The organism is Acidovorax sp. NCPPB 3576, from assembly GCF_028473605.1.
In the GTDB taxonomy this organism is placed as follows: Bacteria; Pseudomonadota; Gammaproteobacteria; order Burkholderiales; family Burkholderiaceae_C; genus Paracidovorax.
Genome location: NZ_CP097267.1, coordinates 1040346 through 1066966, shown reverse-complemented (window position 1 = coordinate 1066966; position 26621 = coordinate 1040346). Strand labels below are relative to the sequence as shown.

General features: G+C 68.1%; 29 protein-coding genes. 7 read left to right on the top strand and 22 right to left on the bottom strand.

Annotation, left to right across the window (positions count from 1 at the left end):
- Position 1 precedes the first annotated feature (1 nt).
- The 6 genes from M5C98_RS05000 (at position 2) to M5C98_RS04975 (ending at position 7888) form a co-directional block, all read left to right on the top strand.
- A complete protein-coding gene (locus M5C98_RS05000) occupies positions 2-1402 on the top strand; it encodes a PelD GGDEF domain-containing protein (RefSeq protein WP_272551352.1) in 1401 nt (466 codons plus the stop codon).
- Entirely contained in the window at positions 1395-2408 is a 1014-nt protein-coding gene (locus M5C98_RS04995; protein ID WP_272551351.1) for a tetratricopeptide repeat protein, read from the top strand. The genes M5C98_RS05000 and M5C98_RS04995 overlap by 8 nt, the downstream gene beginning before the upstream one ends.
- Positions 2405-3937 (top strand): GT4 family glycosyltransferase PelF, encoded by a 1533-nt coding sequence (gene pelF / locus M5C98_RS04990; RefSeq protein ID WP_272551350.1) that lies wholly within the window; start codon positions 2405-2407, stop codon positions 3935-3937. Before M5C98_RS04995 ends, pelF begins: the two co-directional genes overlap by 4 nt.
- Positions 3937-5310: an exopolysaccharide Pel transporter PelG gene (pelG, locus tag M5C98_RS04985; protein WP_272551349.1), complete on the top strand. Its 1374-nt coding sequence runs from the start codon at positions 3937-3939 to the stop codon at positions 5308-5310. The genes pelF and pelG overlap by 1 nt, the downstream gene beginning before the upstream one ends.
- A gap of 70 nt (positions 5311-5380) precedes the next feature.
- A complete protein-coding gene (locus M5C98_RS04980; protein ID WP_272551347.1) occupies positions 5381-6598 on the top strand; it encodes a spherulation-specific family 4 protein in 1218 nt (405 codons plus the stop codon).
- Between the two features lie 84 nt (positions 6599-6682).
- Positions 6683-7888 carry a spherulation-specific family 4 protein gene (locus M5C98_RS04975; protein WP_272551346.1) on the top strand — a complete coding sequence of 402 codons (1206 nt, stop codon included), beginning with the start codon at positions 6683-6685 and terminating at the stop codon, positions 7886-7888.
- Positions 7889-8064: 176 nt separating this feature from the next.
- On the opposite strand, the gene hisA is transcribed toward M5C98_RS04975, so the two are convergent.
- From hisA to M5C98_RS04940, 7 genes are read right to left on the bottom strand one after another with little or no spacing between them, the layout of a single operon-like run.
- On the bottom strand, positions 8065-8811 hold the full coding sequence (gene hisA, locus M5C98_RS04970) for a 1-(5-phosphoribosyl)-5-[(5-phosphoribosylamino)methylideneamino]imidazole-4-carboxamide isomerase (protein ID WP_272551345.1): 747 nt from the start codon (positions 8809-8811) through the stop codon (positions 8065-8067).
- A gap of 60 nt (positions 8812-8871) precedes the next feature.
- On the bottom strand, positions 8872-9543 hold the full coding sequence (hisH, locus tag M5C98_RS04965) for an imidazole glycerol phosphate synthase subunit HisH (protein WP_272551344.1): 672 nt from the start codon (positions 9541-9543) through the stop codon (positions 8872-8874).
- Between the two features lie 50 nt (positions 9544-9593).
- Positions 9594-10232 carry an imidazoleglycerol-phosphate dehydratase HisB gene (hisB, locus tag M5C98_RS04960; RefSeq protein ID WP_272551342.1) on the bottom strand — a complete coding sequence of 213 codons (639 nt, stop codon included), beginning with the start codon at positions 10230-10232 and terminating at the stop codon, positions 9594-9596.
- Positions 10229-11359 carry a pyridoxal phosphate-dependent aminotransferase gene (locus M5C98_RS04955; RefSeq protein ID WP_272551341.1) on the bottom strand — a complete coding sequence of 377 codons (1131 nt, stop codon included), beginning with the start codon at positions 11357-11359 and terminating at the stop codon, positions 10229-10231. Before M5C98_RS04955 ends, hisB begins: the two co-directional genes overlap by 4 nt.
- A complete protein-coding gene (locus M5C98_RS04950) occupies positions 11356-11808 on the bottom strand; it encodes a PIN domain-containing protein (RefSeq protein ID WP_272551340.1) in 453 nt (150 codons plus the stop codon). Before M5C98_RS04950 ends, M5C98_RS04955 begins: the two co-directional genes overlap by 4 nt.
- Positions 11805-12029 carry a CopG family transcriptional regulator gene (locus M5C98_RS04945; RefSeq protein WP_272551339.1) on the bottom strand — a complete coding sequence of 75 codons (225 nt, stop codon included), beginning with the start codon at positions 12027-12029 and terminating at the stop codon, positions 11805-11807. The genes M5C98_RS04950 and M5C98_RS04945 overlap by 4 nt, the downstream gene beginning before the upstream one ends.
- A 59-nt stretch (positions 12030-12088) precedes the next feature.
- Complete coding sequence (locus M5C98_RS04940) at positions 12089-13540, bottom strand: aminotransferase-like domain-containing protein (protein WP_272551338.1); 1452 nt, start codon at positions 13538-13540, stop codon at positions 12089-12091.
- A 152-nt stretch (positions 13541-13692) separates the two neighbouring features.
- Here M5C98_RS04940 and M5C98_RS04935 point away from each other — a divergent pair, with 152 nt between their 5' ends.
- The gene (locus tag M5C98_RS04935) at positions 13693-14100 is read left to right on the top strand and encodes a DUF2917 domain-containing protein (protein WP_272551337.1); all 408 of its coding nucleotides are present in this window, start codon (positions 13693-13695) and stop codon (positions 14098-14100) included.
- Here the strand turns inward: M5C98_RS04935 and hisD are convergent.
- The 15 genes from hisD to M5C98_RS04860 form a co-directional block, all read right to left on the bottom strand.
- Positions 14043-15356, bottom strand: a complete 1314-nt coding sequence (gene hisD / locus M5C98_RS04930; protein WP_272551335.1) for a histidinol dehydrogenase — start codon at positions 15354-15356, stop codon at positions 14043-14045. The genes M5C98_RS04935 and hisD overlap by 58 nt on opposite strands.
- Positions 15357-15452: 96 nt before the next feature.
- A complete protein-coding gene (hisG, locus tag M5C98_RS04925) occupies positions 15453-16097 on the bottom strand; it encodes an ATP phosphoribosyltransferase (protein WP_442867233.1) in 645 nt (214 codons plus the stop codon).
- A 70-nt stretch (positions 16098-16167) separates the two neighbouring features.
- Positions 16168-17451: a UDP-N-acetylglucosamine 1-carboxyvinyltransferase gene (murA, locus tag M5C98_RS04920; RefSeq protein WP_272551333.1), complete on the bottom strand. Its 1284-nt coding sequence runs from the start codon at positions 17449-17451 to the stop codon at positions 16168-16170.
- 94 nt (positions 17452-17545) lie between these two features.
- On the bottom strand, positions 17546-17788 hold the full coding sequence (locus tag M5C98_RS04915) for a BolA family protein (RefSeq protein ID WP_272551332.1): 243 nt from the start codon (positions 17786-17788) through the stop codon (positions 17546-17548).
- Positions 17789-17825: 37 nt separating this feature from the next.
- Positions 17826-18581 carry an ABC transporter permease gene (locus M5C98_RS04910; protein WP_272551331.1) on the bottom strand — a complete coding sequence of 252 codons (756 nt, stop codon included), beginning with the start codon at positions 18579-18581 and terminating at the stop codon, positions 17826-17828.
- On the bottom strand, positions 18578-19567 hold the full coding sequence (locus M5C98_RS04905; protein WP_272551330.1) for an ABC transporter ATP-binding protein: 990 nt from the start codon (positions 19565-19567) through the stop codon (positions 18578-18580). The genes M5C98_RS04910 and M5C98_RS04905 overlap by 4 nt, the downstream gene beginning before the upstream one ends.
- Before the next feature lie 130 nt (positions 19568-19697).
- Complete coding sequence (locus tag M5C98_RS04900) at positions 19698-19973, bottom strand: STAS domain-containing protein (protein ID WP_272551328.1); 276 nt, start codon at positions 19971-19973, stop codon at positions 19698-19700.
- A gap of 22 nt (positions 19974-19995) precedes the next feature.
- Entirely contained in the window at positions 19996-20649 is a 654-nt protein-coding gene (locus M5C98_RS04895) for an MlaC/ttg2D family ABC transporter substrate-binding protein (protein WP_272551327.1), read from the bottom strand.
- Between the two features lie 137 nt (positions 20650-20786).
- Complete coding sequence (locus tag M5C98_RS04890) at positions 20787-21551, bottom strand: MlaA family lipoprotein (RefSeq protein WP_272551326.1); 765 nt, start codon at positions 21549-21551, stop codon at positions 20787-20789.
- Positions 21548-22045: an outer membrane lipid asymmetry maintenance protein MlaD gene (gene mlaD, locus M5C98_RS04885; protein WP_272551325.1), complete on the bottom strand. Its 498-nt coding sequence runs from the start codon at positions 22043-22045 to the stop codon at positions 21548-21550. The genes M5C98_RS04890 and mlaD overlap by 4 nt, the downstream gene beginning before the upstream one ends.
- A 39-nt stretch (positions 22046-22084) precedes the next feature.
- The gene (gene mlaE / locus M5C98_RS04880) at positions 22085-22867 is read right to left on the bottom strand and encodes a lipid asymmetry maintenance ABC transporter permease subunit MlaE (protein ID WP_272551324.1); all 783 of its coding nucleotides are present in this window, start codon (positions 22865-22867) and stop codon (positions 22085-22087) included.
- Positions 22864-23682 carry an ABC transporter ATP-binding protein gene (locus tag M5C98_RS04875; protein WP_272551322.1) on the bottom strand — a complete coding sequence of 273 codons (819 nt, stop codon included), beginning with the start codon at positions 23680-23682 and terminating at the stop codon, positions 22864-22866. Before M5C98_RS04875 ends, mlaE begins: the two co-directional genes overlap by 4 nt.
- Before the next feature lie 206 nt (positions 23683-23888).
- Complete coding sequence (locus M5C98_RS04870; protein ID WP_272551321.1) at positions 23889-24683, bottom strand: amino acid ABC transporter ATP-binding protein; 795 nt, start codon at positions 24681-24683, stop codon at positions 23889-23891.
- Complete coding sequence (locus M5C98_RS04865; protein WP_272551320.1) at positions 24664-25317, bottom strand: amino acid ABC transporter permease; 654 nt, start codon at positions 25315-25317, stop codon at positions 24664-24666. Before M5C98_RS04865 ends, M5C98_RS04870 begins: the two co-directional genes overlap by 20 nt.
- Before the next feature lie 173 nt (positions 25318-25490).
- Positions 25491-26291, bottom strand: coding sequence for an amino acid ABC transporter substrate-binding protein (locus M5C98_RS04860; protein WP_272551319.1), 801 nt, complete (start codon positions 26289-26291; stop codon positions 25491-25493).
- Between the last annotated feature and the right edge of the window lie 330 nt (positions 26292-26621).

Sequence of the window (26621 nt, the reverse complement as noted above, 5' to 3'; positions counted from 1 at the left end):
CATGGCATCAGAGACCCCCTCGTCGGCCGAGCAGCGGCGGCGCACCGTCGGGGCGGCTGCGCCCGAGCCGCCAGCCACGCCGAGCGTGCGCCACCTGCCCACCAACCTGCTGGGCAAGCTGGCCGACACCGACACCCGCCCGGCGGTCATGCTGGCAGAGACGCTGCTGCTGCCGATCATCGCGCTCGCGCTGGGCATGCTGCTGGAGCCCTTCGACCCGCTGTGGAGCGAGGCCGCGTTTCCCTGGTCCTGGCTCGCACCCGTGATCGTTGCCCTGCGCTACGGCCCCCTGGCCGGGCTGGGCGGTGCCTTCGTGCTGCTGGCCGGCTGGCTGGCGCTCAACTTCGGGCACTACGACACCTTTCCGCAGATCTTCTTTCTCGGGGGCCTGATCCTCGTGATGCTGGTGGGCGAGTTCTCCAGCCTCTGGCAGGCACGCACCCGCCGCGCCGAGAACGTGCAGCTGTACCTCGACCAGCGCCTGGAGCATCTGGTGCGGCAGTACTACCTGCTGCGCCTGTCGCACGACCGCCTGGAGCAGGAGCTGATCGGCCGGCCGATGTCCATGCGCGACGCGCTGTCCACGCTGCAGGCGCTGAACGGTTCCGAAGAGGATGCGGCCCAGGGCGCGCAGACCCTGCTGCGCCTGCTGGCCCAGTACTGCCAGCTCGAATCTGCGGCGCTGTATGCCGCCACCGAGGACCGCATCGAGGCCCGGGCCGTGGCCCGCATCGGCAGCGGCGCGGAGCTGCACGAGCGCGACCCGCTCGTGCAGCAGGCACTGGAAACCCGCAAGCTCTGCCACGTGAGCCAGATGCTGGCGGACCAGCAGCAGACCCGCTACCTCGCCGCCGCGCCGTTGCTGGACCTCGGGGGCGAGATCTACGGGCTGCTGGTGATCGAGGACATGCCGTTCTTCTCGCTGCAGGCCGAGAACCTGCAGACCATCAACCTGCTGCTGGGCTACTACACCGACGGCCTGGCCATGCAGACGGTAGCCGCGCCGATCCTGAAGGAGCTGCCGCAGTGCCCCGCCGACTTCGCCTTCGAGGCGCAGCGCCTGGCCCACATCCGCGACACGGCCAAGGTGCCCAGCGTGATCGTGGCGCTGGAGTTCCTGCCGCGCGCCATCGAGGCCGGCCTGCCGGGCCAGATCGAGCGGCTGAAACGCGAGCTGGACGAAAGCTGGCTCATCACCGGCAACGATCGCCAGGTGCTGGCCATGCTGATGCCACTGGGCGACAACGCCACCGCCGAGGGCTACATCAACCGCCTGGAGATCTGGTCGGGCCAAAAGAGCGGCAAGCCGCTGGCGGAGGCCGGCGTGTTCCCGCACATCATCGCGCTGAACGGCGAGCCCCTGGCCGTGCTGCAGCGGCTGAACGGAATGGCCCATGCTTAACCTCAAGTTCGCCATCTCCGCGCTGCTGCTGGAGATCGGCGCCTGGAGCGGGCCCGCGCTGCTGCAAGGCCACACGGATGCGGCCCTGTCCAGCTACCTGGTGGTGCATGCCCTGGCCTGCGTGATGCTGTCCTTCTTTCTGCTGCCCCTGCTGTCAGGCGACCAGGCCCGGCCGCGCGCGCCGGTGCTGGGCCTGATGGCGGTGTTCAGCTATGCCGTGCCCATCGTCGGATTCGTCGGGGTCATCGCGGCCGTCGTGGTGCTGCGCATCTATCGCAGCCCATCGTCGCAGGGCGATTTCGAATCGCTGCGGCTGCCCGAATTCGATCGCCACCAGCGCATGCAGGGGAGCTTTCGCCAGTCCGGGTTGCGGTCCTTTTTGGGCAACAGCCAGGCCCCGATGCAGACGCGCATGCGCGCCATGGTGGCGCTGCAGCACGTGTCCGGCCGCATTGCCTCGCCCCTGCTGCGCACGGTGCTGAGCGATCCGAGCGAGGATTTGCGCCTGCTCGCCTACGGCATGCTGGATACGCTGGAAAAACGCATCAACCGCACCATCGACAGCGAACTGGATGCGCTGCGCCTGGCCAGGGAAACCGAAGGCGACGTGCCGGGGCCGCTCACCGTCGAATCGGCCTTCCGGCTGTCCGACCTGTACTGGGAGCTGGTCTATCAGGAGCTGGTGCAGGGCGACCTGCGCGACCATGCCGTGAAGGAATCGCTGCAGTACTGCGAGCAGGTGCTCGCGCAGCAGCCGGACCATCCGCAACTGAACCTGCGCCGCGGCCGCCTGCTGCACCTGCTGGGCCGCGTGGACGAGGCCGAAGCCGCCTACGCGCTCGCCCGGAACTTGGGATTGCCCGCCACGCGCGTACTGCCCTACCAGGCCGAACTGTGCTTTGAGCGGCGCGACTTCGCGCAAACGCGCGAGTTGGTGCAGCAGCTCAACCAATGGCGCGCGCTGCCACGGCTGCGCCCCGTTCTCGATTACTGGAGCACGCCATGACAGGGCCCAAAGCCAGCGAGGCGGATGTGGCCCTGCTGCTGGAGGGTACCTTCCCCTATGTGAGTGGAGGCGTGTCCAGCTGGATCAACCAGATCATCCGTGCCTACCCGGAGTACCGCTTTGCCATCGTCTTCCTGGGCAGCCGCCGCGAGGACTATTCCACGTTCAAGTACGAGCTGCCGCCGAACGTCGTGCACTTCGAGGAGCATTACCTCTACGACCACCTGGGCGTGCGCACGCTGCCCGCGCGGCGCAAGGGCGACCGTGCGGCCCTGGACATGGTGCACACCCTGGTGGAGTCGTTCCGCACGGGCGACCGCAGCCCGCAGACCATGGCCGCGTTCCGCGATATCACCAGGCAGATGCAGCCCGGCGGGCGCCTGCCGCTCGAAGACTTTCTCTACAGCGAGCGGGCCTGGGAGATCATCTGCAAGAGCTACCGCGACCATTGCACCGACCCGTCGTTCGTGGACTACTTCTGGACGGTGCGCATCATGTACCAGCCGCTGTGGACCCTGGCCCGCGTGGCGCAGCAGCTGATTCCGGTGCGCGTGGTGCACTGCGCCTCCACCGGCTACGCCGGCTTTCTCGGCGGGCTGATCGAGCAGTCGCGCGGCGTGCCGCTGATCCTGTCGGAACACGGCATCTACACCAAGGAACGCAAGATCGACCTGTTCAAGAGCGAGTGGATCCGCGACAACCGAAACGTCTTCCAGCGCGACCCGACCGAGCTGTCGTATTTCCGCCAGATGTGGATCCAGTTCTTCGAATGGCTGGGCTACTTCTGCTATGCGGCGGCCGACCCGATCATCGCGCTCTACGAAACCAACCGGCTGCGGCAGGTGACCGACGGCGCCGAGGCGTCGCGCACCTTCAACATACCGAACGGCATCAACCTCGGCCGCTTCGCGCCGCTGCGCGACAAGCGCCCGGCCCAGGTGCCGCCGGTGCTGTGCCTCATCGGCCGCGTGGTGCCCATCAAGGACATCAAGACCTTCATCCGCGCCATGCGCCGCGTGGTCAACCAGCTGCCGCAGGCCGAGGGCTGGATCGCCGGCCCCACCGAGGAAGACCCGGCCTACGCGCAGGAGTGCACGAACCTCGTGCGCAGCCTGGGGCTGGAGCAGAACATCCGCTTCCTGGGGTTTCAGCGAGTGGAAGACCTCATGCCGCGCATCGGCCTCGTGATCCTCTCGTCGATCAGCGAGGCGCTGCCCCTGGTGATCCTGGAGGGCTATGCCGCGGGCGTGCCCACCGTGTCCACCGACGTGGGCTCGTGCCGCCAGCTCATCGAAGGCCTGGACGATGACGACAAGGCGCTCGGCGCCTCGGGCAAGGTGGTGCCGATCGCCGACCCACAGCGCCTGGCCGATGCCTCGCTGTCGCTGCTCAACGACCCCGCCGCATGGGAGAGTGCCAGCCGGGCGGCCATCGCGCGCGTGGAGCGTTACTACACCGACACGATGATGTTCGACCGCTACCGCAGCGTGTACGAGACCGCGTTCCGGAAGACGGAGGGCCCCCGCTGATGGCTGGCATCGGATTCGAACTGCGCCGCATGCTGCGCAAGAACACCCTGGTGAGCCTGGTGCAGGCCTACGCGTATGCGGGCGTCATCGGCTCGGGCCCGTGGGTCTTCTCCATCGTGGGCATCCTGCTCATCGGTATTTTCAGCGCCAGCGTGGTGGTGCCGGGCTTTTTGGTCACGCAGTTCCAGACCTCGGTTACCTACATGGTGGCGGGCAGCCTGATTCTCACGGGGCTGGTGCAGTTGGCCTTCACGCGCTTCGTGTCGGACCGGCTGTTCGAAAAGCGCAAGGACCTCATCCTGCCCAACCTGCACGGGCTGCTGCTGGTGGTCACCCTGGTGGCAGGTGCCCTGGGCACGGTCGCGCTGTTCCTGCTGCTGCCCAACCTGGGGCTGGTGTACCGCATGCTGATGCTGGCGGGCTTCACCCTGATGTGCGACGTGTGGGTGCTGACGGTGCTGCTGTCCGGCATGAAGCGCTACAAGGAGATCGTGCTGCTGTTCGGGCTGGCCTACGCGGTGATCGTGATCGGCTCGCTCTTCATGCGCCCCTGGGGCCTGGAGGGGCTGCTGACGGGCTTCGTGCTGGGCAACTACCTGCTGCTGGCGGGCATGTGGATTCTGGTGGTGCAGGAGTTCAACCCCAAGGGGCGGCTGATCGCGTTCGACTTCGCGGAGCGCAAGCTGCTGTATCCGTCGCTGGTGGCCATCGGGTTCCTGTACAACTTCGGGATCTGGATCGACAAGTTCATGTTCTGGTACTTCCCGCCGACGTCCCAGAACATCATCGGCGGGCTGCGCGCATCGCTCATCTACGACCTTCCGGTGTTCCTGGCCTACCTGTCCATCATCCCGGGCATGGCGGTGTTCCTGGTGCGCATCGAGACCGACTTCGTCGAGTACTACGACAAGTTCTACGACGCGGTGCGCAGCGGCGGCTCGCTCGAATACATCGAGGCCATGCGCGACGAGATGGTCTATTCGATCCAGCAGGGGCTGGGCGAGATCGGCAAGATCCAGACGCTGGCCATTTTGGTGACCTTCGTGGCCGGGCCGGCGCTGCTGGACGTGCTGGGCATCTCGCGGCTGTACCTGCCGCTGCTGCACGTGCAGGTGATCGGCGCGGGCCTGCAGGTGGGGCTGATGGCCATCCTGAACGTGTTCTTCTACCTGGACCAGCGGCGCATCGTGCTGCTGCTGTGCGTGCAGTTCGTGCTGCTGAACATCGCGCTCACCGGCTTCACGCTGTATGCCGGCGCGGCCCTGTACGGCTATGGCTTTGCGCTGTCCACGCTGCTCACGCTGTGCACCGGCATGTACCTGTTGTCACGCCAGCTCAACCGGCTGGAGTACGAAACCTTCATGCTGCAGTAGCCCGGCGCGCGTTCGGTGGACAATGGATCGAAACGGTATTCCACCGATTGCACGAAAAAAGGGGAGCGCCATGCCGAACGCGATTCACCGTGCCTTGCCGGACCGCGCACCGCTGCGCAGGGGAATCTGGCCGGTCTGCGGGCTGCTTGCCGGATTGCTGACCGCCTGCGGCGGCGGTGGCAATGAGGCAGCCGAGGTCAGCTCGCAAAAGGCCGAAGCCGTCAAGGCCGGCGCGCAAGCCGCCTTTGCCGCGCCGCCGGAGCAGGACGTGTTCGATCTCGGGGCCAGCGTACCGGTGTCGTTGACGTTGCAGGCCGGCACGGGTGCCATCCCCGACGGCATGGCCGTCGATTTCTCCGCCACCTCGGGCAGTTTTGCGCCACCGGTGGCTGCGCTACAAGGCGGCGGGGCCGGCACGACGTTCACGCCCACCGGACTGGGCCGCCAGACCCTGAGCGCATCGGTGCCCTTGAGCGACGGCGCCGTGACCGCCTCGCGCACCCTCTACGTGCGGCCCGCCGCCGCGCCCATGGAAGTGCTGGTTCCCGCGTATTTCTACCCTTCGGAAGGCTCGCCCTGGGATGCCATGACCGCAGGTGCCGCCGCCTACCCGTCCGTCACCGTCACAGCCATCCTCAACCCCAACAACGGCGTCTTCACCCGCGCCAACCCCGAGTTCACCACCGCCGCCACGGCCTTCGTGCGGGCGGGCGGCAAGCTGCTGGGCTATGTGTACACGGGCTATGGGTCGCGCTCGATCAGCAAGGTCAAGGGCAACATCGACAAATACCTCAGCCTCTACGGCACCGGGCTGGTGAGCGGGCTCTTCATCGACGAGATGTCGTCCGCCCCAGGCCGGATCACCTATTACCGGCAGCTCTTCGATTACATCAAGAGCAAGGGCGCCACCTTGCGCGTGGTGGGCAACCCGGGCACCGTGCCCAACGCCGCCTATGCCGCCGTGGCCGACACCCTCGTGACCTTCGAGAACCGCAACGCGGCGTTTGCCGACTACGACCCCCGCGCCAGCGGCGGGTGGCTCTACCAGATGGCCAACACGCGCCAGAACGCCCTGGTGCACGACGCGGCCGACTGCGCGGCCATGCAGGCCGCCGTGCGCTCGGCGGCCACGGCGCGCGTGAACAGCGGCGTGGTCTATGTCACCGACGACACGTTCGACCCCGACACGCAGGAAGGCAACCCCTGGGACACCCTTCCGCCCTACTGGACCCGCCTGCTGGGCACCGTGGATTCGGTCAACCGCGGCGCCACCTTGCCCACCTGCTGATCCGCAGCCTGCCCCCCGCACGCCGATTGCACCACTGCCCTCCGACACATCACCATCCCCTTCATCGCCCGCCAAGGACACACCATGCCCCGCATTCCCGCCCGCGTCACCCTCATTGCCCGCCTCACCCGCTGGTGCGGCCTGTCCCTTGCCGCTTTGCTGGCCGCCTGCGGCGGCGGCGGTGGAGGGGGATCGACCGACCCCTCGACACCGGTGACCCCCACCCCGACCAGCATTGCCATCACCTTGAGCGCTCCGGAGGCCGAGGCCGTCTTCAACGCGAATGCCGCCCTGGCCGTTACGGCGCGCGTCACGGTGAACGGTGCCGACGCGGCCGATGGCACGGCGGTGAGCTTTTCCGCCCTGCCCGGCACGTTCTCGACCACCAGCGCCACCCGCGCGGGCGTGGCGACGGCCACCCTGTCCAACGCGGCGGCGGGCCGGCAGGAGATCAGCGCCACCACCAGCGTGTCCGGCCAGTCGGTCACCGCCACGCGCGTGGTGTACCTGCGCCCGGCACCCGCGGCGCTGGAAGTGCTGGTGCCCGCCTACTTCCACCCTTCGTCGGGCCAGGGCTGGGCGCTGCTGGCCAGCGGCGCGGCGGCGAACCCTGCGGTGTCCGTCACCGCCATCCTGAACCCCAACAACGGCGTGTTCAGCACGGCGGAGGCCAGCTATGTGAGCGCCGTCAACGCCTTCGTGTCGGCCGGCGGCAAGGTCGTGGGCTATGTCTATACCGGCTACGGCACGGGCTCGCGTTCGCTGGCCAGCATCAAGGCCAACATCGACAACTACATCGCGCTCTTCGGGCGGGGGGCGATCAGCGGCATCTTCCTGGACGAGATGGCGTCCGAAACAGCGCGGCTCGACTTCTACCGCGAGATCTACAGCTACATCAAGGCCCAGGATGCCAGCCTGCGCGTGATCGGCAACCCCGGCATGGTGCCTGCCGCCGGCTACGCCGCGGTGGCCGACGTGCTCGTCACCTTCGAAGGCCGCAACAGCACCTATGCCAGCTACGACCCGCGCACCGCGCCCTGGCTGTACACCCTGGCCAACAGCCGCCAAAGCTCGCTGGTGCACAACACCGCCACCTGCGCCGACATGCAACGGGCCGTGCAGACCGCCGCCTCGGCCCGGTACAACGCCGGCCCCATCTACATGACGAACCTCGAATACGACCCGGTGGCGGACGTGGGCAACCCTTGGGATGCGCTGCCTTCGTACTGGACGAACCTGCTGCAGACGGTGGCCGCAGTGAATCAGGGGCGCGCCGTCACGGGATGTTGACCCAGGCAGGCGCCGAGCGTTGAAGAGTGCCCGGCGCTCGGCGGGTTATCGCGTTGGAGGGGAAGCCGCCGGACCGATGGCACGGACGGCCCGGCACCGGGACACTTGCAAGTGCCTGTGCCTGAAAACCCGCCTCAGCCGCCGCAAGGCATCCTGGGGCGGCCTGACCGAAGGCGTCAGGCAGCGCCGTTCAATTCGTCCGCTCGGGCCTGTGCCGCGGCGAAATCCAGGTCGCCGGAATAGATGGCACGGCCGCAGATCACGCCTTCGATGCCTTCGCCCTCCACCGCGCACAGCTGGTCGATGTCGGCCATGTTGGCCAGGCCGCCCGAGGCGATGACGGGGATGCTGAGCGATTGCGCCAGCTTGACCGTGGCATCGATGTTGATGCCCGACAGCATGCCATCGCGGCCGATGTCGGTATAGATGATCGACTCCACGCCCCAGTCCTCGAACTTCTTGGCCAGATCGACCACCTCGTGGCCCGTGAGCTTGCTCCAGCCGTCGGTGGCGACCTTGCCGTCCTTGGCATCCAGCCCCACGATGATGTGGCCGCCGAAGGCGCTGCAGGCGTCTTTCAGGAACCCGGGGTTCTTCACGGCGGCGGTGCCGATGATCACGTAGCGCAGGCCGCCGTCGATGTACTTTTCGATCGTATCCAGATCGCGGATGCCGCCGCCGAGCTGCACGGGAATGTCGTCGCCGACTTCCTTCAGGATGGACTTGATGGCCGTGTAGTTCTTGGGCGTGCCGGCGAAGGCGCCGTTCAGGTCCACCAGGTGCAGGCGTCGCGCCCCGGCTTCCACCCACTTGCGGGCCATGGCGCCCGGGTCTTCTCCGAAGGTGGTGGATTGGTCCATGTCACCTTGCTTGAGGCGCACGCAGTGTCCGTCCTTGAGATCGATGGCGGGGATGAGCAGCATGATGGGGAGGCTAAGGAATGTGCCAGGTCGGGCCGCAGGCCCGGCAGGGGGGTTGAAGAATCAGGGATTCCAGTGAAGGAAGTTGCGGTAGAGCGCCAGGCCGTGCTCCGCGCTCTTTTCCGGATGGAATTGCGTGGCGAAAATATTATCGCGCGCAATCGCCGCTGCAAAGGGGCCGCCATAGTCGGCCTCGCCCGCGCAGTGCGCTGCATCCAGCGGGCGCGCATAGAAGCTGTGCACGAAATAGAAGTAGCTCTGGTCCGGCACGCCGGCCCAAACAGGGTGAACAGCTCCACCGCCGTGGCGCACCTGGCCCACGCGGTTCCAGCCCATCTGGGGCACCTTGTAGCGGCTACCGTCCGGCTGGTGGCGGCCGGCCAGGTCGAACTTGAGCACTTCGCCGTGGATCAGCGACAGGCCGGGCGTGTCGCCCTCGGCGCTGCGGTCCAGCAGCATCTGCATGCCCACGCACACGCCGAACATCGGCTTGGACGCGGCGGCCTCCAGCACCGATGCCTGCAGGCCCGATTCGCGCAGTTCGCTCATGCAGTCGGGCATGGCGCCCTGCCCCGGCAGCACCACGCGCTGTGCGGCACGCACGTCCTCGGGGCGCGAGGTGACCACGACGGTCCAGCCGGTGCCCTCGGCCGCGGCCTGGACGGCCTGCGAGACGGAGCGCAGGTTGCCCATGCCGTAGTCCACGACGGCCACGGTTTTTGCTTCACTTTTCATAGCTGCTTGCGCATGTTGGATGAGCGCTGGAGGCCGATCTGGCCAAAACCTTAGAGGGACCCTTTGGTGGAGGGAATGACACCGGCCGCACGGGGGTCGCGCTCCAGCGCGGCGCGCAGCGCGCGGGCGAAGGCCTTGAACACCGTCTCGCACTGGTGGTGGGCATTGATGCCCTTGATGTTGTCGATGTGCAGCGTGACGCCCGCGTGGTTCACGAAGCCCTGGAAGAATTCATACGTGAGCTGCGTATCGAAGCCGCCGATGCTGCCCGCCGTGAACGGAATGTGCAGGTGCAGCCCCGGACGGCCCGAGAAATCGACCACCACGCGCGACAGCGCCTCGTCCAGCGGCACATAGGCATGGCCGTAGCGGCGGATGCCCTTCTTGTCGCCCACGGCCCGCGCGAACGCCTGGCCGAGCGTGATGCCCACGTCTTCCACCGTGTGGTGGCCGTCGATGTGCAGATCGCCCTCGCACTCGATGCGCAGGTCGATCAGGCCGTGCCGTGCGATCTGGTCGAGCATGTGGTCGAAAAAGCCGATGCCCGTGGACAGGCGGGCTTCGCCCGTGCCGTCGAGGTTCACGCGCACGTGGATGCGGGTTTCCGCCGTGGTGCGGGACACCTCCGCGATGCGGTCGGCATCGGGATGATCGGACGGGGCGGAAGGAACGAGTGCAGAAGAGGTCATAGGGAGGCCTGGAGCGCGGCGAGCATCTGGGCGTTGTCGGCCGCACTGCCGACCGTGAGGCGCAGGCAATTGGCCAGCAGTGGGTGCATTGTAGAAACGTTCTTGACGAGCACCTGACGGGCCTTCATGCCCTCGTAGGTGCGGGCGGCATCGGCCACGCGCAGCAGCACCATGTTGGCCTCGCTGTCCCAGGCTTTTTCGACGCCCGGCAGGGCGCGCAGCGCGGCCAGCAGCGCAGTGCGCTCCTGCCGCAGCTCGGCGGCCTGGGCCGCGAACACGCCGGCATGCTCCAGCGCGAACAGCGCGGCCTCGCAGTTGAGCACGCTCACGTTGTAGGGCGGGCGCACCTTGTCGATCTCGGCCACCAGCGCGCCGGGACCGATGAGGTAGCCCAGCCGCACGCCGGCCAGGCCGAACTTGCTGAGCGTGCGCATCAGCAGCACGTGCGCGTTGCGCGCGGGCTCCGCCCGCATGCGGTCGATCCAGGTGCGGCTGGCAAAGGGCTGGTAGGCCTCGTCCATGGCCACGATGCCGCCCTGCGCGCCCGCCGCGTCGATGATGCGCTGCACCGCGCCCTCGTCCCACAGCGTGGCGGTGGGGTTGTTGGGATAGGCGATGTAGGTGATGGCCGGGCGGTGCCGGGCGATGGCCGCGAGCATGGCGGGCTCGTCCAGTTCGAAGTCGGCCGTGAGCGGCACGCCCACGAAATCCAGCCCTTGCAGCTGCGCGCTCAACGGGTACATCACGAAGCCGGGCATGGGCGCGAGCAGCGTGGCGCGCTGGCCGGTGCCGGGCTGGGCACAGGCCAGCGCCAGCAGCGTGATGAGCTCGTCGGAGCCGTTGCCCAGCACGATGGCGTGGCCTTCCGGCATGCCGGCGTAATCGGCCAGCGCGGCTTTGAGGTCGGCGATGCGGTCGCCGGGATAGCGGTTGAGCGCCAGCGCGCCCAGCCGCTCGCCCAGGGCCGCCTGCAGGTCCGCCGGCAGGCGGAACGGGTTTTCCATCGCGTCCATCTTGAGCAGGCCGGCCGAGGGCTGCACGGTGTAGGCATGCATGGCGCGCACGTCGGGACGGATGCGGTCGAGGGCGCTGGGCGGCGTGGCAGCGGAGGTGGCGGGGCTCGTCATTCGGCGGTGTCCAGTTCGTGGGGGGCGATGAGGAAGGGGTTGATGGGGCGCACGGCGTCCATGGGCTGGTCGTGCGGCAGCGCCTCGGTCAGCAGGTAGCGGCAGCCCTGCTGGTGCGCCGAAGACAGGATGAGCGCATCCCAGTAGCTCAGCCCGTAGCGGTCCTGCAGGTCCCACGCGCCATCGACGGTGTAGGCGTCCAGGTGCGGCGGTTGCCACACGCGAAAGCGCCGCACCTGGGCGCGCACCTGCTGCAGCGTGTGCGGCCCCCGAAAGCGCTGAATGGCCTGGTTGTACAGCTCGTTGAGCACCTGCGAGCTGACGCGGCCGCTGCGCGTCTGCCAGCAGAACGTGAGCCATTCGCGCGCACGCGCCTGCCGGGCCGGATCGCGGTCGTCCACGCTGGACAGCAGCACTTCGGTATCGACGAAGATCGGTGTGGTGCTCATCGCTTGAACAGGATCTCGCGCGGCACATAGGGGCCGTCGGAGGCGCCCCAGCTCTCGAAGCTCAGCGCCTCGCGCATGGCCTGCGCGTAGGCATCTTCCTGACGCATCTTCTCGGCCAGCCATTCACCCACCAATCGCGAGACGCTGCTGCCCCGCTTGGCCGCTTCCACGCGCACCCATTCGGCCGCGGCGTCGTCCATGGTGATGGTCACGTTCTTCATGGGCCAAATGCTACACGAACTTCGTGGAACACGAAGTTCGTGTGATTTTCAAAGACATCTCAAGCCACACGCCTTGCGGCCGACCGCAGCATTCGGGTGGCCGTCTCCCCCACCGTGCGCAAGCCCTGCAGGTGCGCGGGCGTCCAGTCGCCGCCCACGCCGATGCGCAGGCAGTTGCGAAACCGCCCGCTGGCGCTGAACACCGTGCCCGGTGCGATGAGCAGGCCCTCGGCCAGGCAGGCCTCGTGCAGCAGCACCGAGTCGAGGGCGCGCGGCAACTCCAGCCACAGCAGCAGGCCGCCCGGCGGATCGCTGACGCGCGTGCCCGGAGGAAAGTGCGCCGCGATCACACCGCGCACCGCGTCCATGCGGGCAGCGACCGCCGCGCGCAGTTGCCGCATCGATGCCGCATGGCCGGCCTGCGTGATGAGGTCGGCCAGCGCCAGTTCCAGCACCGCCGACTGCCCACCGGCCTGCAGGTCCTTGATGGCACGCATCGCCTGGCTCCAGCGGCCAGCCTCCACCCAGCCCAGGCGCAGGCCCGGCGCCAGGGTCTTGGAAAACGAATCGCACAGCATGACGTGGCCGGTCGTGTCGTACGACTTGACGGTGCGGCGCAGCTCGTCCACCTCCACGAGGTCGTTGTAGATCGCGTCCTCGATCACGGCCATGCCGTGGCGCGCGGCCATGTGCGCCAGACGGCGCCGTTCCGCCTGCGGCATGCAGCTGCCCAGCGGGTTGCTGAGCGTGGGCACCACCATCACGGCCTTGACGGGCTGGGTCTCCAGCGCCAGCTGCAACGCGTCCAGCGACAGGCCGTGGCGCGGGTGGGTGGGGATTTCGAGCGCGCGCAGGTGCAGCCCCTGCAGCACTTCCAGAAACGAGAAATGCGTGGGCGATTCCAGGGCCACGATATCGCCGGGCCGCGTGGCCGCCCGCAGGCACAGCACGATGCTGTCCATGCAGCCCCCGGTGATCACGATGTTCTCGGGATCGAGGCTGCAGCCCAGCCCCACCGCATAGCGGGCGAGCGCGCGGCGCGCCTCCTCGTGGCCGGACGAGGACGGATAGGTGCACAGCAGGTGGCGGTGGCGCTGCGCCGCCCGGGTGACGGCGCGCCGCACCCGGTCGGGGTTGAAGAGTTCGGGCCCGGGCGTGCCGCTGCTGTACGACACCATGTCGGCCGGCTGCTCGCGCCCCAGGATGCGCTGGCCCAGCCAGTCCACCGAGACCTCGCGCGCGCGGCGCAGTGGGCGCGGCGTGGTCGGCTCGGGCAGGCTGGCGGGGCGCGCCGCGACGAAGAAGCCCGACCGCGGGCGCGCGGTGATCAGGCGTGCGTCCTCCAGCCAGTGGTAGGCCTGCACCACGGTGCTCTGGGCCACCGCCCGCTGGCGGGCCAGCTCGCGCACCGACGGCAGCTTTTCGCCCCGTGCCAGCGTGCCGTTGCGCACCAGCTCGGCCAGTTGCGCCGCGATCTGCAGATAAAGGGGCGTGGTGTCGGCGGCGTCCATCGTGCGATTCTGTACTGCCCGGCGCCGAATGCAGCAGTACAGATGGGCGCCAACCGATACCACACAGATGGCCGTGCGGCGCATCTGCACTGGCTGACATGGCGGGCGACTGTGGCTGGTGCGCACCGGCGCACCCGAGCACAGTCGATCCCATGAACTCCCTGACGCACCCCACCCCGGCCGCCCTGCCCTCCTTGCCTGCCGCCGCCGGCACATCGGCCGCGCACTGGACCCTGCTGCCGCTCGCACCCGTGCAGACCCTCGCCTGCCCGGCCCATCAGTCCGCCGTGCTGGAGGTGCTGCAGGGCTGCGCCTGGGTCACCTGCGATGGCTGCGAGGAAGACTATTTTCTGGCCGCCGGCGAGCGACTGGACCTGCCCGGCCCCGCCACGCTGCGGGTGAGCGCCGAAGGCGCGCAGGCCGCGTGGCTGGCCTGGCGGTGCGGGCCCTGCGCCCACGTGGCACCCACGGTGGGCAGGGGCCAGCGTGCGGTGGCCCGCGTTCAGGCCTTGATGCGCATCTCGGCCGCCCGCGCGTGGGCCTGCAGGCCCTCGCCGTAGGCCAGCTCGGCGGCGATCTTGCCCAGCGTCTGCGCACCGGCCTCGCTCACCTCGATGAGGCTGCTGCGCTTTTGGAAGTCGTACACGCCAAGCGGCGACGAGAAGCGGGCCGTGCCGCTGGTGGGCAGCACGTGGTTGGGGCCAGCGCAGTAGTCGCCCAGCGATTCGCTGGTGTAGGCCCCGAGGAAGATCGCACCGGCATGCCGCAGCAGCGGCTCCCAGCGGTGGGGCTCGCGGCTTGATACCTCCAGGTGCTCGGGCGCGATGCGGTTGCTGATGGCGCAGGCCTCTTCCATGTTGCGGGTGAGGATCAGCGCGCCGCGGCCGCTGAGGCTCTTGGCGATGATCTCGGCGCGGGGCATGGTGGGCAGCATCCGGTCGATGGCGGCCTGCACCGCGTCGATGTAGGCGGCGTCGGGGCTCAGCAGGATGGACTGCGCGAGTTCATCGTGCTCGGCCTGGCTGAACAGGTCCATGGCCACCCAGTCGGGCGGCGTGGAGCCGTCGGCCAGCACCAGGATTTCGCTCGGGCCGGCGATCATGTCGATGCCCACCGTGCCGAACACGCGCTTCTTGGCGCTCGCCACATAGGCATTGCCGGGCCCGGTGATCTTGTCCACCTTCGGAACCGTGGCCGTGCCGTAGGCCAGCGCGGCCACGGCCTGCGCGCCCCCTAAGGTGAAGGCACGCGTCACGCCGGCCACATGGGCGGCGGCCAGCACCAGCGGGTTGCGCGCGCCCTGCGGGGTGGGCACCACCATGATGATCTCGCCCACGCCCGCCACGTGCGCGGGAATGGCGTTCATCAGCACGCTCGAGGGGTAGGCGGCCTTGCCGCCGGGCACGTAGATGCCCACGCGGTCGAGCGGCGTGACCTTCTGGCCCAGCAGCGTGCCGTCCTCGTCACGGTAGCTCCAGCTTTCGCCGCTGGCCTTGCGCTGCGCCTCGTGGTAGCGGCGCACCCGGGCAGCGGCGGCTTCCAGGGCCTCGCGCTGCGCGGTGGGAATGGCCTCGAAGGCGGCCTTCAATTCGGCCTGCGTCAGTTCCAGCCCGGCCATGGAGTCGGCCTGCAGGCCGTCGAATCGGCGGGTGTATTCCAGCACGGCCGCGTCGCCGCGGGCCTGCACGTCGGCCAGGATGTCGGCCACGCGCTGCTCGATGGCGGCATCGGTCTCGGCGGACCAATGCAGGCGGTCCCGGAAGGCGGCCTCGAAATCGGCGCTATCGGTACGCAAACGAACAGGCGTGGCTTTCATGGATTTTCTATCTCTCATCGCGGAAGGAAGGGGCACAGCCCGGATTCTGCCGTGCCCTGGACGGCATGGGATGCGGCCTGAGGTGCCCGCGCAACGTCAGCCGCCGGCGGGGATGACCGACGCGAACGCGTCGATGATGCGGCGCAGCGGCGCCTGCTTGAGCTTGAGCGCCGCCTGGTTCACCACCAGGTGCGAGCTGATGTCCATGATCCGCTCCACCTCCACCAGGTGGTTGGCCCGCAGCGTGTTGCCGGTGGACACCAGATCGACGATGGCATCGGCCAGGCCCGTGAGCGGCGCCAGCTCCATGCTGCCGTAGAGCTTGATCATGTCCACGTGCACCCCCTTGGTCGCGAAGAAATCGCGCGCGATGGCGGTGTACTTGGTCGCCACCCGCAGGCGCGAGCCCTGCTTGACCGCGCGGACGTAGTCGAAGTCGTCCCGCACCGCCACGCTCACGCGGCACTTGGCGATCTGCAGATCCAGCGGCTGGTACAGGCCCTGCCCGCCATGCTCGATGAGCGTGTCCTTGCCCGTCACGCCCAGGTCGGCGCCGCCGTACTGCACGTAGGTCGGCACATCGGAGGCGCGCACCAGCACCACGCGCACGCCGGGCTGGTTGGTGGTCAGGATGAGCTTGCGCGACTTCTCGGGATCGTCCAGTACCGCGATGCCGGCGGCGGCCAGCATGGGCAGGGCTTCGTCGAAGATGCGGCCCTTGGACAGGGCAAGAGTGATCATGGTCATAGGGGTGAAGAAAAGAGGAACCCGGCCGCCGCGCGCCAGGGAACCGGGCAGCAGCGAAGGCGGCTCACGCCGCCCTCTCGATGTCGGCGCCGAGGCCGCGCAGCTTGGCTTCCATGCAGTCGTAGCCGCGGTCCAGGTGATAGATGCGGTCCACCACGGTCTCGCCGTCCGCCACCAGGCCGGCGATGACGAGGCTGGCCGAGGCGCGCAGGTCGGTGGCCATCACCGTGGCGCCCGACAGGCGAGCGGCCGCGCCGCCCAGGCCCTCGATCACCGCGACCTTGCCGTCGGTCTGGATCTTGGCGCCCAGGCGCGCCAGCTCGTCCACGTGCATGAAGCGGTTCTCGAAGATGGTCTCGGTGACCGTGGACGTGCCCTGCGCCACCACGTTCAGCGCCATGAACTGCGCCTGCATGTCGGTGGGAAAGCCGGGGTATTCGGTGGTGCGAAAGCCCTGCGCCCGCAATTGCGCGGCGCCCGGGCTTTTGACGCGGATGCCTTGCGGCTCCGGCTGCACTTGCACGCCGGCTTCGCGCAGCTTTTCGATCACGGCGTCCAGGTGGTCGGCACGGCCGTGGCGCAGCAGGGCCTCGCCGCCCGTGGCCGCCACCGCGCACAGGAAGGTGCCGGCCTCGATGCGGTCGGCCACCACGCGGTGGGTGGCGCCATGCAGGCGCTCGACGCCCTGGATGCGGATGCGGCTGGTGCCGTGGCCTTCGATCCGGGCGCCCATGGCGATCAGCATCTCGGCCAGGTCGGAAATTTCGGGCTCCTGCGCGGCGTTCTCCAGCACCGTCTCGCCCTCGGCCAGCGTGGCGGCCATGAGGAAATTCTCGGTGCCGGTGACGGTGACCATGTCGGTGGTGATGCGCGCACCTTTCAGGCGCGTGGCGCCCGCCGGCAGTTTGGCGATCATGTAGCCATGCTCCACCAGGATCTCGGCGCCCATGGCGGTCAGGCCCTTGATGTGCTGGTCCACCGGCCGCGAGCCGATGGCGCAGCCGCCCGGCAGCGAGACGGTCGCCTCGCCGAAGCGCGCCAGCAGCGGCCCCAGGGCCAGCACCGAAGCGCGCATGGTCTTGACCAGCTCATACGGCGCCTCGGGCGTGGAGAGCGCGCCCGCATCGATGCGCACCGTGCCGTCCGGCGAGCGCTCGGCCGCCACGCCCATGTTGCGGATGAGCTTGAGCATGGTCGCCACGTCCTGCAACTGGGGCACGTTCAGCAGCGTGACGGGCTCGGCCGTGAGCAGCGCGGCGCACAGCTCGGGCAAGGCGGCGTTCTTGGCGCCGGAAACCAGCACCTCGCCATGCAGCGCGCGGCCGCCGCGAATCAGGAGTTTGTCCATGGCATCGAGCCCGGTGTTTCAGTCAAAAGTGCCGCCAGCGCAATTAACACTAGGGCAGTTAGCTATCAAAAAGTGAGCAATCGCACGCAGGGCGTCAGGCGCTCTGCGCAGCCCACTCGGCGGGCGTGAAGGTCTTCATGGACAGCGCATGCACCTCGTCGGTCTGCATGCGGGTGCCCAGCGTGGCATAGACCCGCTGGTGGCGCTGGATGGCACGCTTGCCCTCGAACTCGGCCGAGACGATGGTGGCGTACCAGTGCCGTCCGTCGCCTTCCAGCGCGAGGTGTTCGCAAGGCAGGCCTGCGGCGATGAGGTCTTTGAGTTGGTCGGCGGTCATGGGTGGGCTCGGAATTCTTGGGTGCGTCGTCGCGTCGTCAATTGCGAATCTTGTAGCCGGTGCGCAGCAGGTGCACCGCGAGCGCGCTGACCAGCAGCCAGGCCACGCCCACGATCCCCAGGCTGAGCCACGGCGACGTGTCGCTCTGGCCGAAGAAGCCGTAGCGAAAGCCGTCGATCATGTAGAAGAACGGGTTCAGGTGGCTCACCGTCTGCCAGAACGGCGGCAGCGACTGGATGGAATAGAACACGCCCGACAGGAACGTCATGGGCACGATCACGAAGTTCTGGAACGCCGCCATCTGGTCGAACTTGTCGGCCCACAGGCCGGCGATCAGCCCCAGCGTGGACAGCAGCGCCGCGCCCAGCAGCGCGAACGCCAGGATCCACAGCGGCGCGGCGAAATCGGGCCGCGCGAACGCGAGCGTCACCACGAACACGCCCAGCCCCACGACCAGCCCGCGCACGATGGACGAGCCCACGTAGGCCACGAACCAGGCCCAGTGCGACAGCGGCGTGAGCAGCACGAACACCAGGCTGCCCATGATCTTGCTCTGCACCAGGCTGGACGAGCTGTTGGCGAAGGCGTTCTGCAGGATGCTCATCATCACCAGGCCCGGAATCAGGAAGGCGGTGTAGCTGATGCGGTCGTACACCTTCACGTGGTCTTCCAGCACGTGGCCGAAGATCAGCAGGTACAGCACGGCCGTGAGCACCGGCGCGGCCACGGTCTGGAAGCTCACCTTCCAAAAGCGCAGCACCTCTTTGTAGAACAGGGTTTGCCAGCCGGTCATAGCCGCACCCCGCCTTCGGCCGTGGCCTCGGGGCCTTCGGGCGGCGCGGGCTCGCGCGCGGGGTCGGGGTAGCTGCTTTGCGCCATCACGTTGAGGAACACGTCCTCCAGGTCGGCCTTGCGGATCTCCACGTCACTCACCGCCACGCCCGCGGCCCGCAGCGCGGCCAGGTGGCGCTCGATGTCCTGCGCATCCTGCGCGGGCAACTGCACCACGCGGCCGGTGACGCGGGCGACCGCCGCCATGGCGGGCGGCAGCGCATCGTCGGTCTTGAAGCGCATCACGTTGGTGGACGCGCCCTGCAGCAGGTCGGAAGTGGTGGACAGCGCCACCACCTTTCCGCCTTGTGGGCCGCGCTTGAGCATGGCGATGCGGTTGCACAGCGCCTCGGCCTCTTCCAGGTAATGGGTGGTGAGCAGCACCGTGTGGCCCTCCTTGTTCAGGCGGGCGACGAAGTGCCACAGCGTCTGGCGCAGCTCGACGTCCACGCCCGCGGTGGGCTCGTCCAGCACGATGATCGGCGGCTTGTGCACCAGCGCCTGGGCCACCAGCACGCGGCGCTTCATGCCGCCCGAGAGCTGGCGCATGTTGGCGTGGGCCTTGTCGGCCAGGCCCAGGTTTTCCAGCAGTTCGTCGATCCAGGCCTCGTTGTTCTTCACGCCGAAGTAGCCGGACTGGATGCGCAGGGCCTCGCGCACATTGAAGAACGGGTCGAACACCAGCTCCTGCGGCACGATGCCCAGCTTGCGGCGGGCAGCGGCGAAATCGGCCTGCACATCGCTGCCTTGCACGCGCACATGGCCGCTGGTGGCGCGGGCCAGGCCGGCCAGGATGCTGATGAGGGTGGTCTTGCCCGCGCCGTTCGGCCCGAGCAGGCCGAAGAACTCGCCCTCCTCGATGTCCAGGCTGACGTCGTCGAGCGCCTGGAAAGGGCCTTTGGGCGTGGAATAGGTTTTGGAGACGGACTGGAAGGAGACTGCGGGCATGGGAGCCGATGATTTTACGGCGTGCCGGCGACCGGTGCCGCGCCAAGGCGATGGGAACGGAAAAGAGCGAAGGCCGGCCGCTCGCGCCGCAGGGGGCACGGGACACACCGGCCGGCTCTGCCCGGAGGGTTCAGGCGGCCGGCAGCAGTTCGCCCACGCCGTACAGGCCGGCAAGCTTTTGCAGGCCGGCGGGCAGCGATTTCACCTCGAACCGCTTGCCTTCCAGCATCGCGGCGCGGCGGCAGCCCAGCAGCACCGCCAGCGCCGAAGAATCGAAGGTGGTCAGCGCGCTGGCATCCACCACCAGCAGTTCGTCTCGGTTGGCCTTGAGCCCCTGCAGCAGCATGCGCAGGCTGGCATTGGCCTGGGCATGGGCATGGGTCAGTTCCGAAGGAAGCACCAGCATCGCGGTCGGCTCCGGCGGGCGGTCAGCTGCCCTTGGCAGCGTTGGCGGCGTTGGTCTTGTTGCGGGCCACCAGCGACTCGATCAGGCCATCCACGCCCTTGGCGTTGATCTCCTGGGCGAACTGGCCGCGGTAGGTTTCCACCAGCCACACGCCGAGCACGTTCAGGTTGTAGATCTTCCAGCCGGCGCCGTCGCCGGGCGTCTTCTCCAGGCGGTAGTCGAGCTGCACCGGCTCGCCACGGCCCTGGATCTCGGTGCGCACCAGGACGTCCTTGTCGTCCGCGGCCATGCGCAGCGGCTTGACGGTGATGCTCTGGTCGTTGACCTGGCTCAGTGCGCCGGAATAGGTGCGCACCAGCAGCGTCTTGAATTCGTCCTGCAAGCGCTTTTGCTGGTCGGGCGTGGCCTGGCGCCAGCCCGGGCCCACGGCAGCGGCGGTCATGCGGCGGAAGTTCACGTGCGGCAGGATGGTCTTGTCCACCAGCGCCATGATCTTGTTCACGTCGCCGGCCTTGATGCTCTTGTCGTTGCGCACGGTGTCCAGCACATCGGCCGAGAGGCGCTTGACCAGCGCGTCGGGCGCTTCTTCGGCGGCCAGGGCGGCGAGCGGGGCGCCCAGCCACAGGACGGCGGCGGTGCAAAGGGCGGCTTGGCCCAGGGTGCGTCGATTCATCATGGTGTGGTTCCTTCCTCGGGCGCGCCAAGGCGGCGCCCCTTCGATTCATTCATTTTCGGGTCGGGCCGGCGCAAAGATGCGTCGGTCCGGTGCACGGATGCAAGCAACTGCAACCGCGTCTCGCAAGGGCCGGGCTTTCAGCGCGCCGGCTCTTCGGGCAGCTTGCCGCCACCGTCGTCGTATTCTTCGTCGCCGTTGCTGGCCGGCGCGCCACCCTCTTGGCTGCGAACCTGTAGGAACACATCGCGCGTGAAGCTGTACTTGTCGAGCGCCGCCGTGTCCAGCACCGAGCTGGCGCGCAGCAGGTTGGCGCGGATGTTCACCACGCGCAGGGCATACAGCGAGTTGCGCGCCGACACCGGGTCCACGTACGAGACGAGATCGCCCTTGGCATCGACCGGCAGCGCGAGCGTGTCGCGCACGGTGGAGGGACCGAGCAGCGGCAGCACGAGGTACGGGCCGGTGGGAATGCCCCAGTGGCCGAGCGTGAGGCCGAAGTCCTGCTTGGCGCGGTCCACGCCCATTTCGCTCGCCACGTCGAACACGCCGCCGAGGCCGAACACCGTGTTCACGTTGAAGCGCACCAGGCTGTTGAGCGCGCCCTCGCCGCGCAGCTGCAGCAGGTTGTTCACGAACGACCAGGCATCGTTCAGATTGGCAAAGAAGTTGCTCACGCCGGTGCGCACGGGTTGCGGCGTGACGTCGCGGTAGGCCGTGGCGACGGGCCGCAGGATGATCGAATCGACGTTGTCGTTGAAGTTCGTCATGCTGCGGTTGTAGGGCTCCAGCGGGTCACGCGGGTTGGCCCCGGGGCCGCTCGCGCAGCCCGTCAGGAAGAGCGCGCCCAGGGCGAGCGCGCTGCCGTGGGCCAGGGCCCTTTTCATGGTCGTTGTTGTCGTCATTTTTTGCCACCTGTGCTGGAGGAAGGAGCGCTTGCGCCGCCGCCTTCTGCCTTGCCATAGAGAAATTGTCCGATCAGGTTTTCCAGCACCACGGCCGATTGGGTGGAGGAAATCTTGTCGCCTTCGGCCAGGTTGGCCTCGTCGGCCCCGGCCTGGATGCCGATGTATTGGTCGCCGAGCAGGCCGCTCGTGAGGATCTTGAGCGAGCTGTCCTTGGGGAAGGCGTAGCGCTTTTGCAGCTCCAGCGTCACCTTGGCCTGAAAGCTCTTGTCGTCGAAGGTGATGGACTGCACGCGGCCCACCACCACGCCGGCGCTGCGCACCGCCGCCTGGGGCTTCAGGCCGCCGATGTTGTCGAACAGGGCCGTGACCTGGTAGCCGGTCTGGAAATTGAGCCGGAGCAGGTTGGCCGACTGCAAGGCCAGAAAGACCAGCGCCGCGCCGCCCAGCAGGACGAACAGGCCGACCCAGATATCGTTCTTGGAATGCTGCATGGTGTGTGTGTTTCCTATGGGGCCCGGCGTGCGGCCCCGTCAAATACTGAACATCAGGGCGGTGAGGACGAAGTCCAGCCCCAGCACGGCGAGCGACGCCATCACCACCGTGCGCGTGGTGGCCCGCGACACGCCTTCGGGCGTGGGCTTGGCCAGATAGCCCTGCAGCAGCGCGATGAACGTGACGGTGACACCGAACACGAGGCTCTTGAGCACCCCGTTGCCCACGTCCTTCCACACGTCCACGCCGCCCTGCATCTGGCCCCAGAAGGCGCCGCCGTCCACGCCGATCATGAGCACGCCCACGATCCAGCCGCCGATCACGCCCACCGCGCTGAACACCGCGGCCAGCAGCGGCATGGTGAACACGCCGGCCCAAAAGCGCGGCGCGAGGATGCGGCGCACCGGATCGACGGCCATCATCTCCATGGCCGAGAGCTGCTCGCCCGCCCGCATGAGGCCGATCTCGGCCGTGAGCGAGGTGCCCGCACGGCCGGCGAACAGCAGCGCCGTGACCACCGGGCCCAGCTCGCGCACCAGCGACAGCGCCACCAGGAGGCCCAGCGATTCGGCCGAGCCGTAGCGCTGCAGCGTGTAGTAGCCCTGCAGGCCGAGCACGAAGCCCACGAACAGGCCCGACACGGCAATGATGGACAGCGAATAGTTGCCCAGGAAATGGATCTGGTCGCGCACCAGCCCCGGGCGCTGCAGCGTGGGGCCGATCAGGGCCACCAGCCGGCCGAACAGGCGCGCCGCGCGGCCCACGCCGGCCAGCTGGCTGCGCACCGCGAAGCCCACATCGGAAGGACGCCACCAGCTCATCGCGCACCTCCGGGGGTCGGGCCGAAATCCTGCGCCACGTCGGGGCCGGGGTAATGGAACGGCACCGGGCCGGTGGGCAGCGCGTGCACGAACTGGTGCACGAGCGGGTCGCGGCTGGCACGCACCTCGTCGGGCGTGCCCTGCGCGGCCACGGTGCCGGGGCCGAGCACGATCACGTGGTCGGCCACGCGGAAGGTTTCTTCCACGTCGTGCGAGACGATGAGGGTGGTCAGGCCCATGGCGTCGTTCATCTGCCGGATGAGCTGCGCCGCCGTGCCGAGGGAAATGGGATCGAGCCCGGCGAAGGGCTCGTCGTACATGATGAGTTCGGGGTCCAGCGCGATCGCCCGGGCCAGCGCCACGCGCCGGGCCATGCCGCCCGAGACCTGGCTGGGCATGAGGTCGCGCGCGCCGCGCAGGCCCACGGCGTTGAGCTTCATCAGCACGATGTCGCGGATCAGCTCCTCGGGCAGGTCGGTGTGTTCGCGCAGCGGAAAGGCCACGTTCTCGAACACGCTCATGTCGGTGAACAGCGCGCCGAACTGGAACAGCATGCCCATGCGCCGGCGCGCGGCGTAGAGCGTGGCGGCATCCATGCGACCCACGTCCTGGCCGCCGACCAGCACCTCGCCCTGCTGCGCCCGCTGCTGGCCGCCGATGAGGCGCAGCACCGTGGTCTTGCCGCCGCCGGAGGCGCCCATGAGCGCCGTGACCTTGCCGCGCGGCACGGACAGCGAGACGTCGCGCAGGATGTCGCGCTCGCCGTACGAGAACGTCACGTTGCGCAGTTCGACGAGAAGTGGGTGCTCAGGCATTCAGAGGGATGAAGAAGGGGACCAACCCGCGATTGTCGCGGGTCAGGGCAAACCCCGGGCAGGCGATGGTAACGCAAACATACATGCATGGATGTTTGCAAAAAGCCGGCGCAGGCATTTGCTCTTTTTTTGATAGCGTCATGCCCTAGTGAATATTGCGGTGGAGGCCGATTTGGCCTGAATTTTCCAAGGCCATTGCCTGCCCGTCAAAGCATGCTGCGAAGAAATGCCTGGGTTCGCGCATGTTGCGGATTCGCGAAAAACTCCGCGGCCGGGGCCGATTCGATCAGCTCGCCCCGGTCCATGAACACCACGCGGTGGGCCACCTCGCGCGCAAAGCCCATCTCGTGGGTGACGACCAGCATGGTCATGCGGTCGCGGGCCAGCTCGCGCATGGTGCGCAGCACCTCGCCGGTCAGCTCGGGGTCGAGGGCGGAGGTGGGCTCGTCGAACAGCAGGATGTCGGGCTCCATGGCCAGCGCGCGGGCGATGGCCACGCGCTGCTTTTGCCCGCCCGACAGCCGGCCGGGAAAGTGGTCGCGCTTCTCGGACAGGCCCACCTTGGCCAGCAGCGCCTCGGCGCGGGCCACGGCGGCCTCGCGCGGCATGCCGCGCACCACCATGGGCGCCTCGATCAGGTTCTGCAGCACGGTCAGGTGCGGGAACAGGTTGAACGACTGGAACACCATGCCCATCTTGCGGCAGATGCCGCGCACGCGGGCCTCGGGCACGTAGGTGCAGCGGCCCGCCGCGTCGGTGGTGGCCAGCGCTTCGCCCTCGATGGCGATGTGGCCGCTGTCGATGGTCTCCAGGTGGTTCAGGCAGCGCAGGAAGGTGCTTTTGCCCGAGCCCGAGGGCCCGATCACCGCCACCACCTCGCCGCGCCCGAGGGTGAGCGACACGTCGCGCAGCACGGGCGTGGCGCCGAAGGCCTTGTGCAGGCCGCGCGCCTCGATCATGGGCACCGCGCCGGCCGCGTCGTCACTCGTCGTGTTTGGCATAGCGTTTTTCCAGGCGCTGGAAGCCCCAGGTGAGCACCAGGGTCATGGTCAGATAAAAAGCCGCCGCCACGATGAACGGCGTGGTCGTGAAGTCGCGCTGCACGATGCCGCGCGCGGCGCGCAGCAGGTCGTTCAGGGCCAGCACGTAGATGAGGGAGGTGTCCTTGACCAGGGTGATGGTCTCGTTGCTCATGGGCGGCAGGATGCGGCGCACCATCTGCGGCAGCACGATGCGGCGCATGGTCTGGCCGTAGGTCATGCCCAGCACGCGGGCGGCCTCGTACTGGCCCCGGTCCACCGACTGGATGCCGGCGCGGAAGATCTCCGCGAAATACGCCGCGTAGTTGAGCGCGAAGGCCACCACGGCGGCGGGAAAGTCCGGCAGCCGCACGCCGATGACCGGCACGAACGGCAGCGCGAAATAGATGAACAGCATCTGCAGCATGAGCGGCGTGCCGCGCATGAGCCAGATGTAGCCGTTGACCAGCGCCGACAGCGGCGCGAAGCGCGACACGCGCGCCAGCGCCAGCGCGAGGCCGAGCGGCACGGCCAGCACCAGCGTGATGGCGAAGAGCTTCAGGGTGACCGCGGCGCCCTGTGCCATCGGCCCCAGAAGGGAGAGAACGTAATCCATGGAGTCGCGACGATTCAGTGTTGGCGCAGGGAGCGGCCGTTGCCCTGGCGCGGCCCAAAGCCAGCGGCAGCCGCGCAAGGGCCGCCCCGCCGCGCCGGCTGCGTCCCCCTTCCCGCCTCACGCAGTGAGGCGAGAGAAGGGGGAAGGCGCGCAGCGCCTCAGGGGGTTGTTCTTTATTTAAGGATGTTCTTGCCGAACCACTGCGTGGCGATCTTGCCGGCCGTGCCGTCCTGCTTCATATCGGCCAGGGCCTTGTCCAGGCGGCCCTGCAGCGCGGTGTCGTCCTTGCGCACGCCCACGCCGTAGTCTTCGGTGCCGAAGTTCTCATCCAGCACGGCGTAGGCGCCGGGCTTCTTGGCCACGTAGTAGCGGCCCACCACTTCATCGACCACCACGGCTTCCAGCCGACCGGTGGACAGGTCCATCAGCGCCGTCACGTTGTCGCCGAAGGTCTTGAACTCCTTGAACGACTTGAACACCGCGCCTTCCTTCTTGACCGCATCGACCGCGCTGCTGCCCTCCTGCGCGCCCACCACCTTGCCGGCCAGATCGGCCTTGGCCTTGATGGGGGACTGGGCCGACACCACCACGATCTGGTGGTTCTCCATGTACGGCGCGGTGAAGGCGATGTTCTGCTTGCGCTCGGGCGTGATGGTCAGCCCGTTCCACAGGGCATCCACGCGCTGGCCGGACAGCTCGGCCTCCTTGGCGCTCCAGTCGATCGGCTTGAACTCGACCGCGACGCCCATGCGCTTGGCGGCTTCGCGCGCCATGTCGATGTCAAAGCCCACCAGTTCGTTCTTCTCGTCGCGAAAGCCCATGGGCGGGAAGTTGTCGTCCAGGCCCACCACGATCTTGGTGGCGGTGGCCGGCGCGGGGGCGGCGACGGCAGCGGGCTGCGCGCTGTCGTTCTTGCCGCAACCGGCCAGCAGGGCGCCCAGGGACATCAATAAAACGGCTGCAATCTTTTTCATGGCGAGGGGGTGTTCCAGAGAGACGAAAAGCAATGCGCGCGGCGGCCCGGCACAACAGGCGGCCACGCGCGAAGGGGGTGGGTCCAGGGCGGTATTGTCTCCGAGAGCGCCAAGCGCGCCCCAAGGCGGTGCAGGGTGCTCAGGCACTTTGAGTCAAAAAGGGCTCCAGCGCAATGAATACTAAGGCATATTGCTATTAATTTAATAGCAAAAACAAAACCACTGGATCGCTGGCTACCAAATGCCATGGGCATGGCCATCGGAATGCGCGGCAGGCCACCGGGCGGCCAACGGATGAGATAATGCGACACATTCTCATTGACCGCCCGC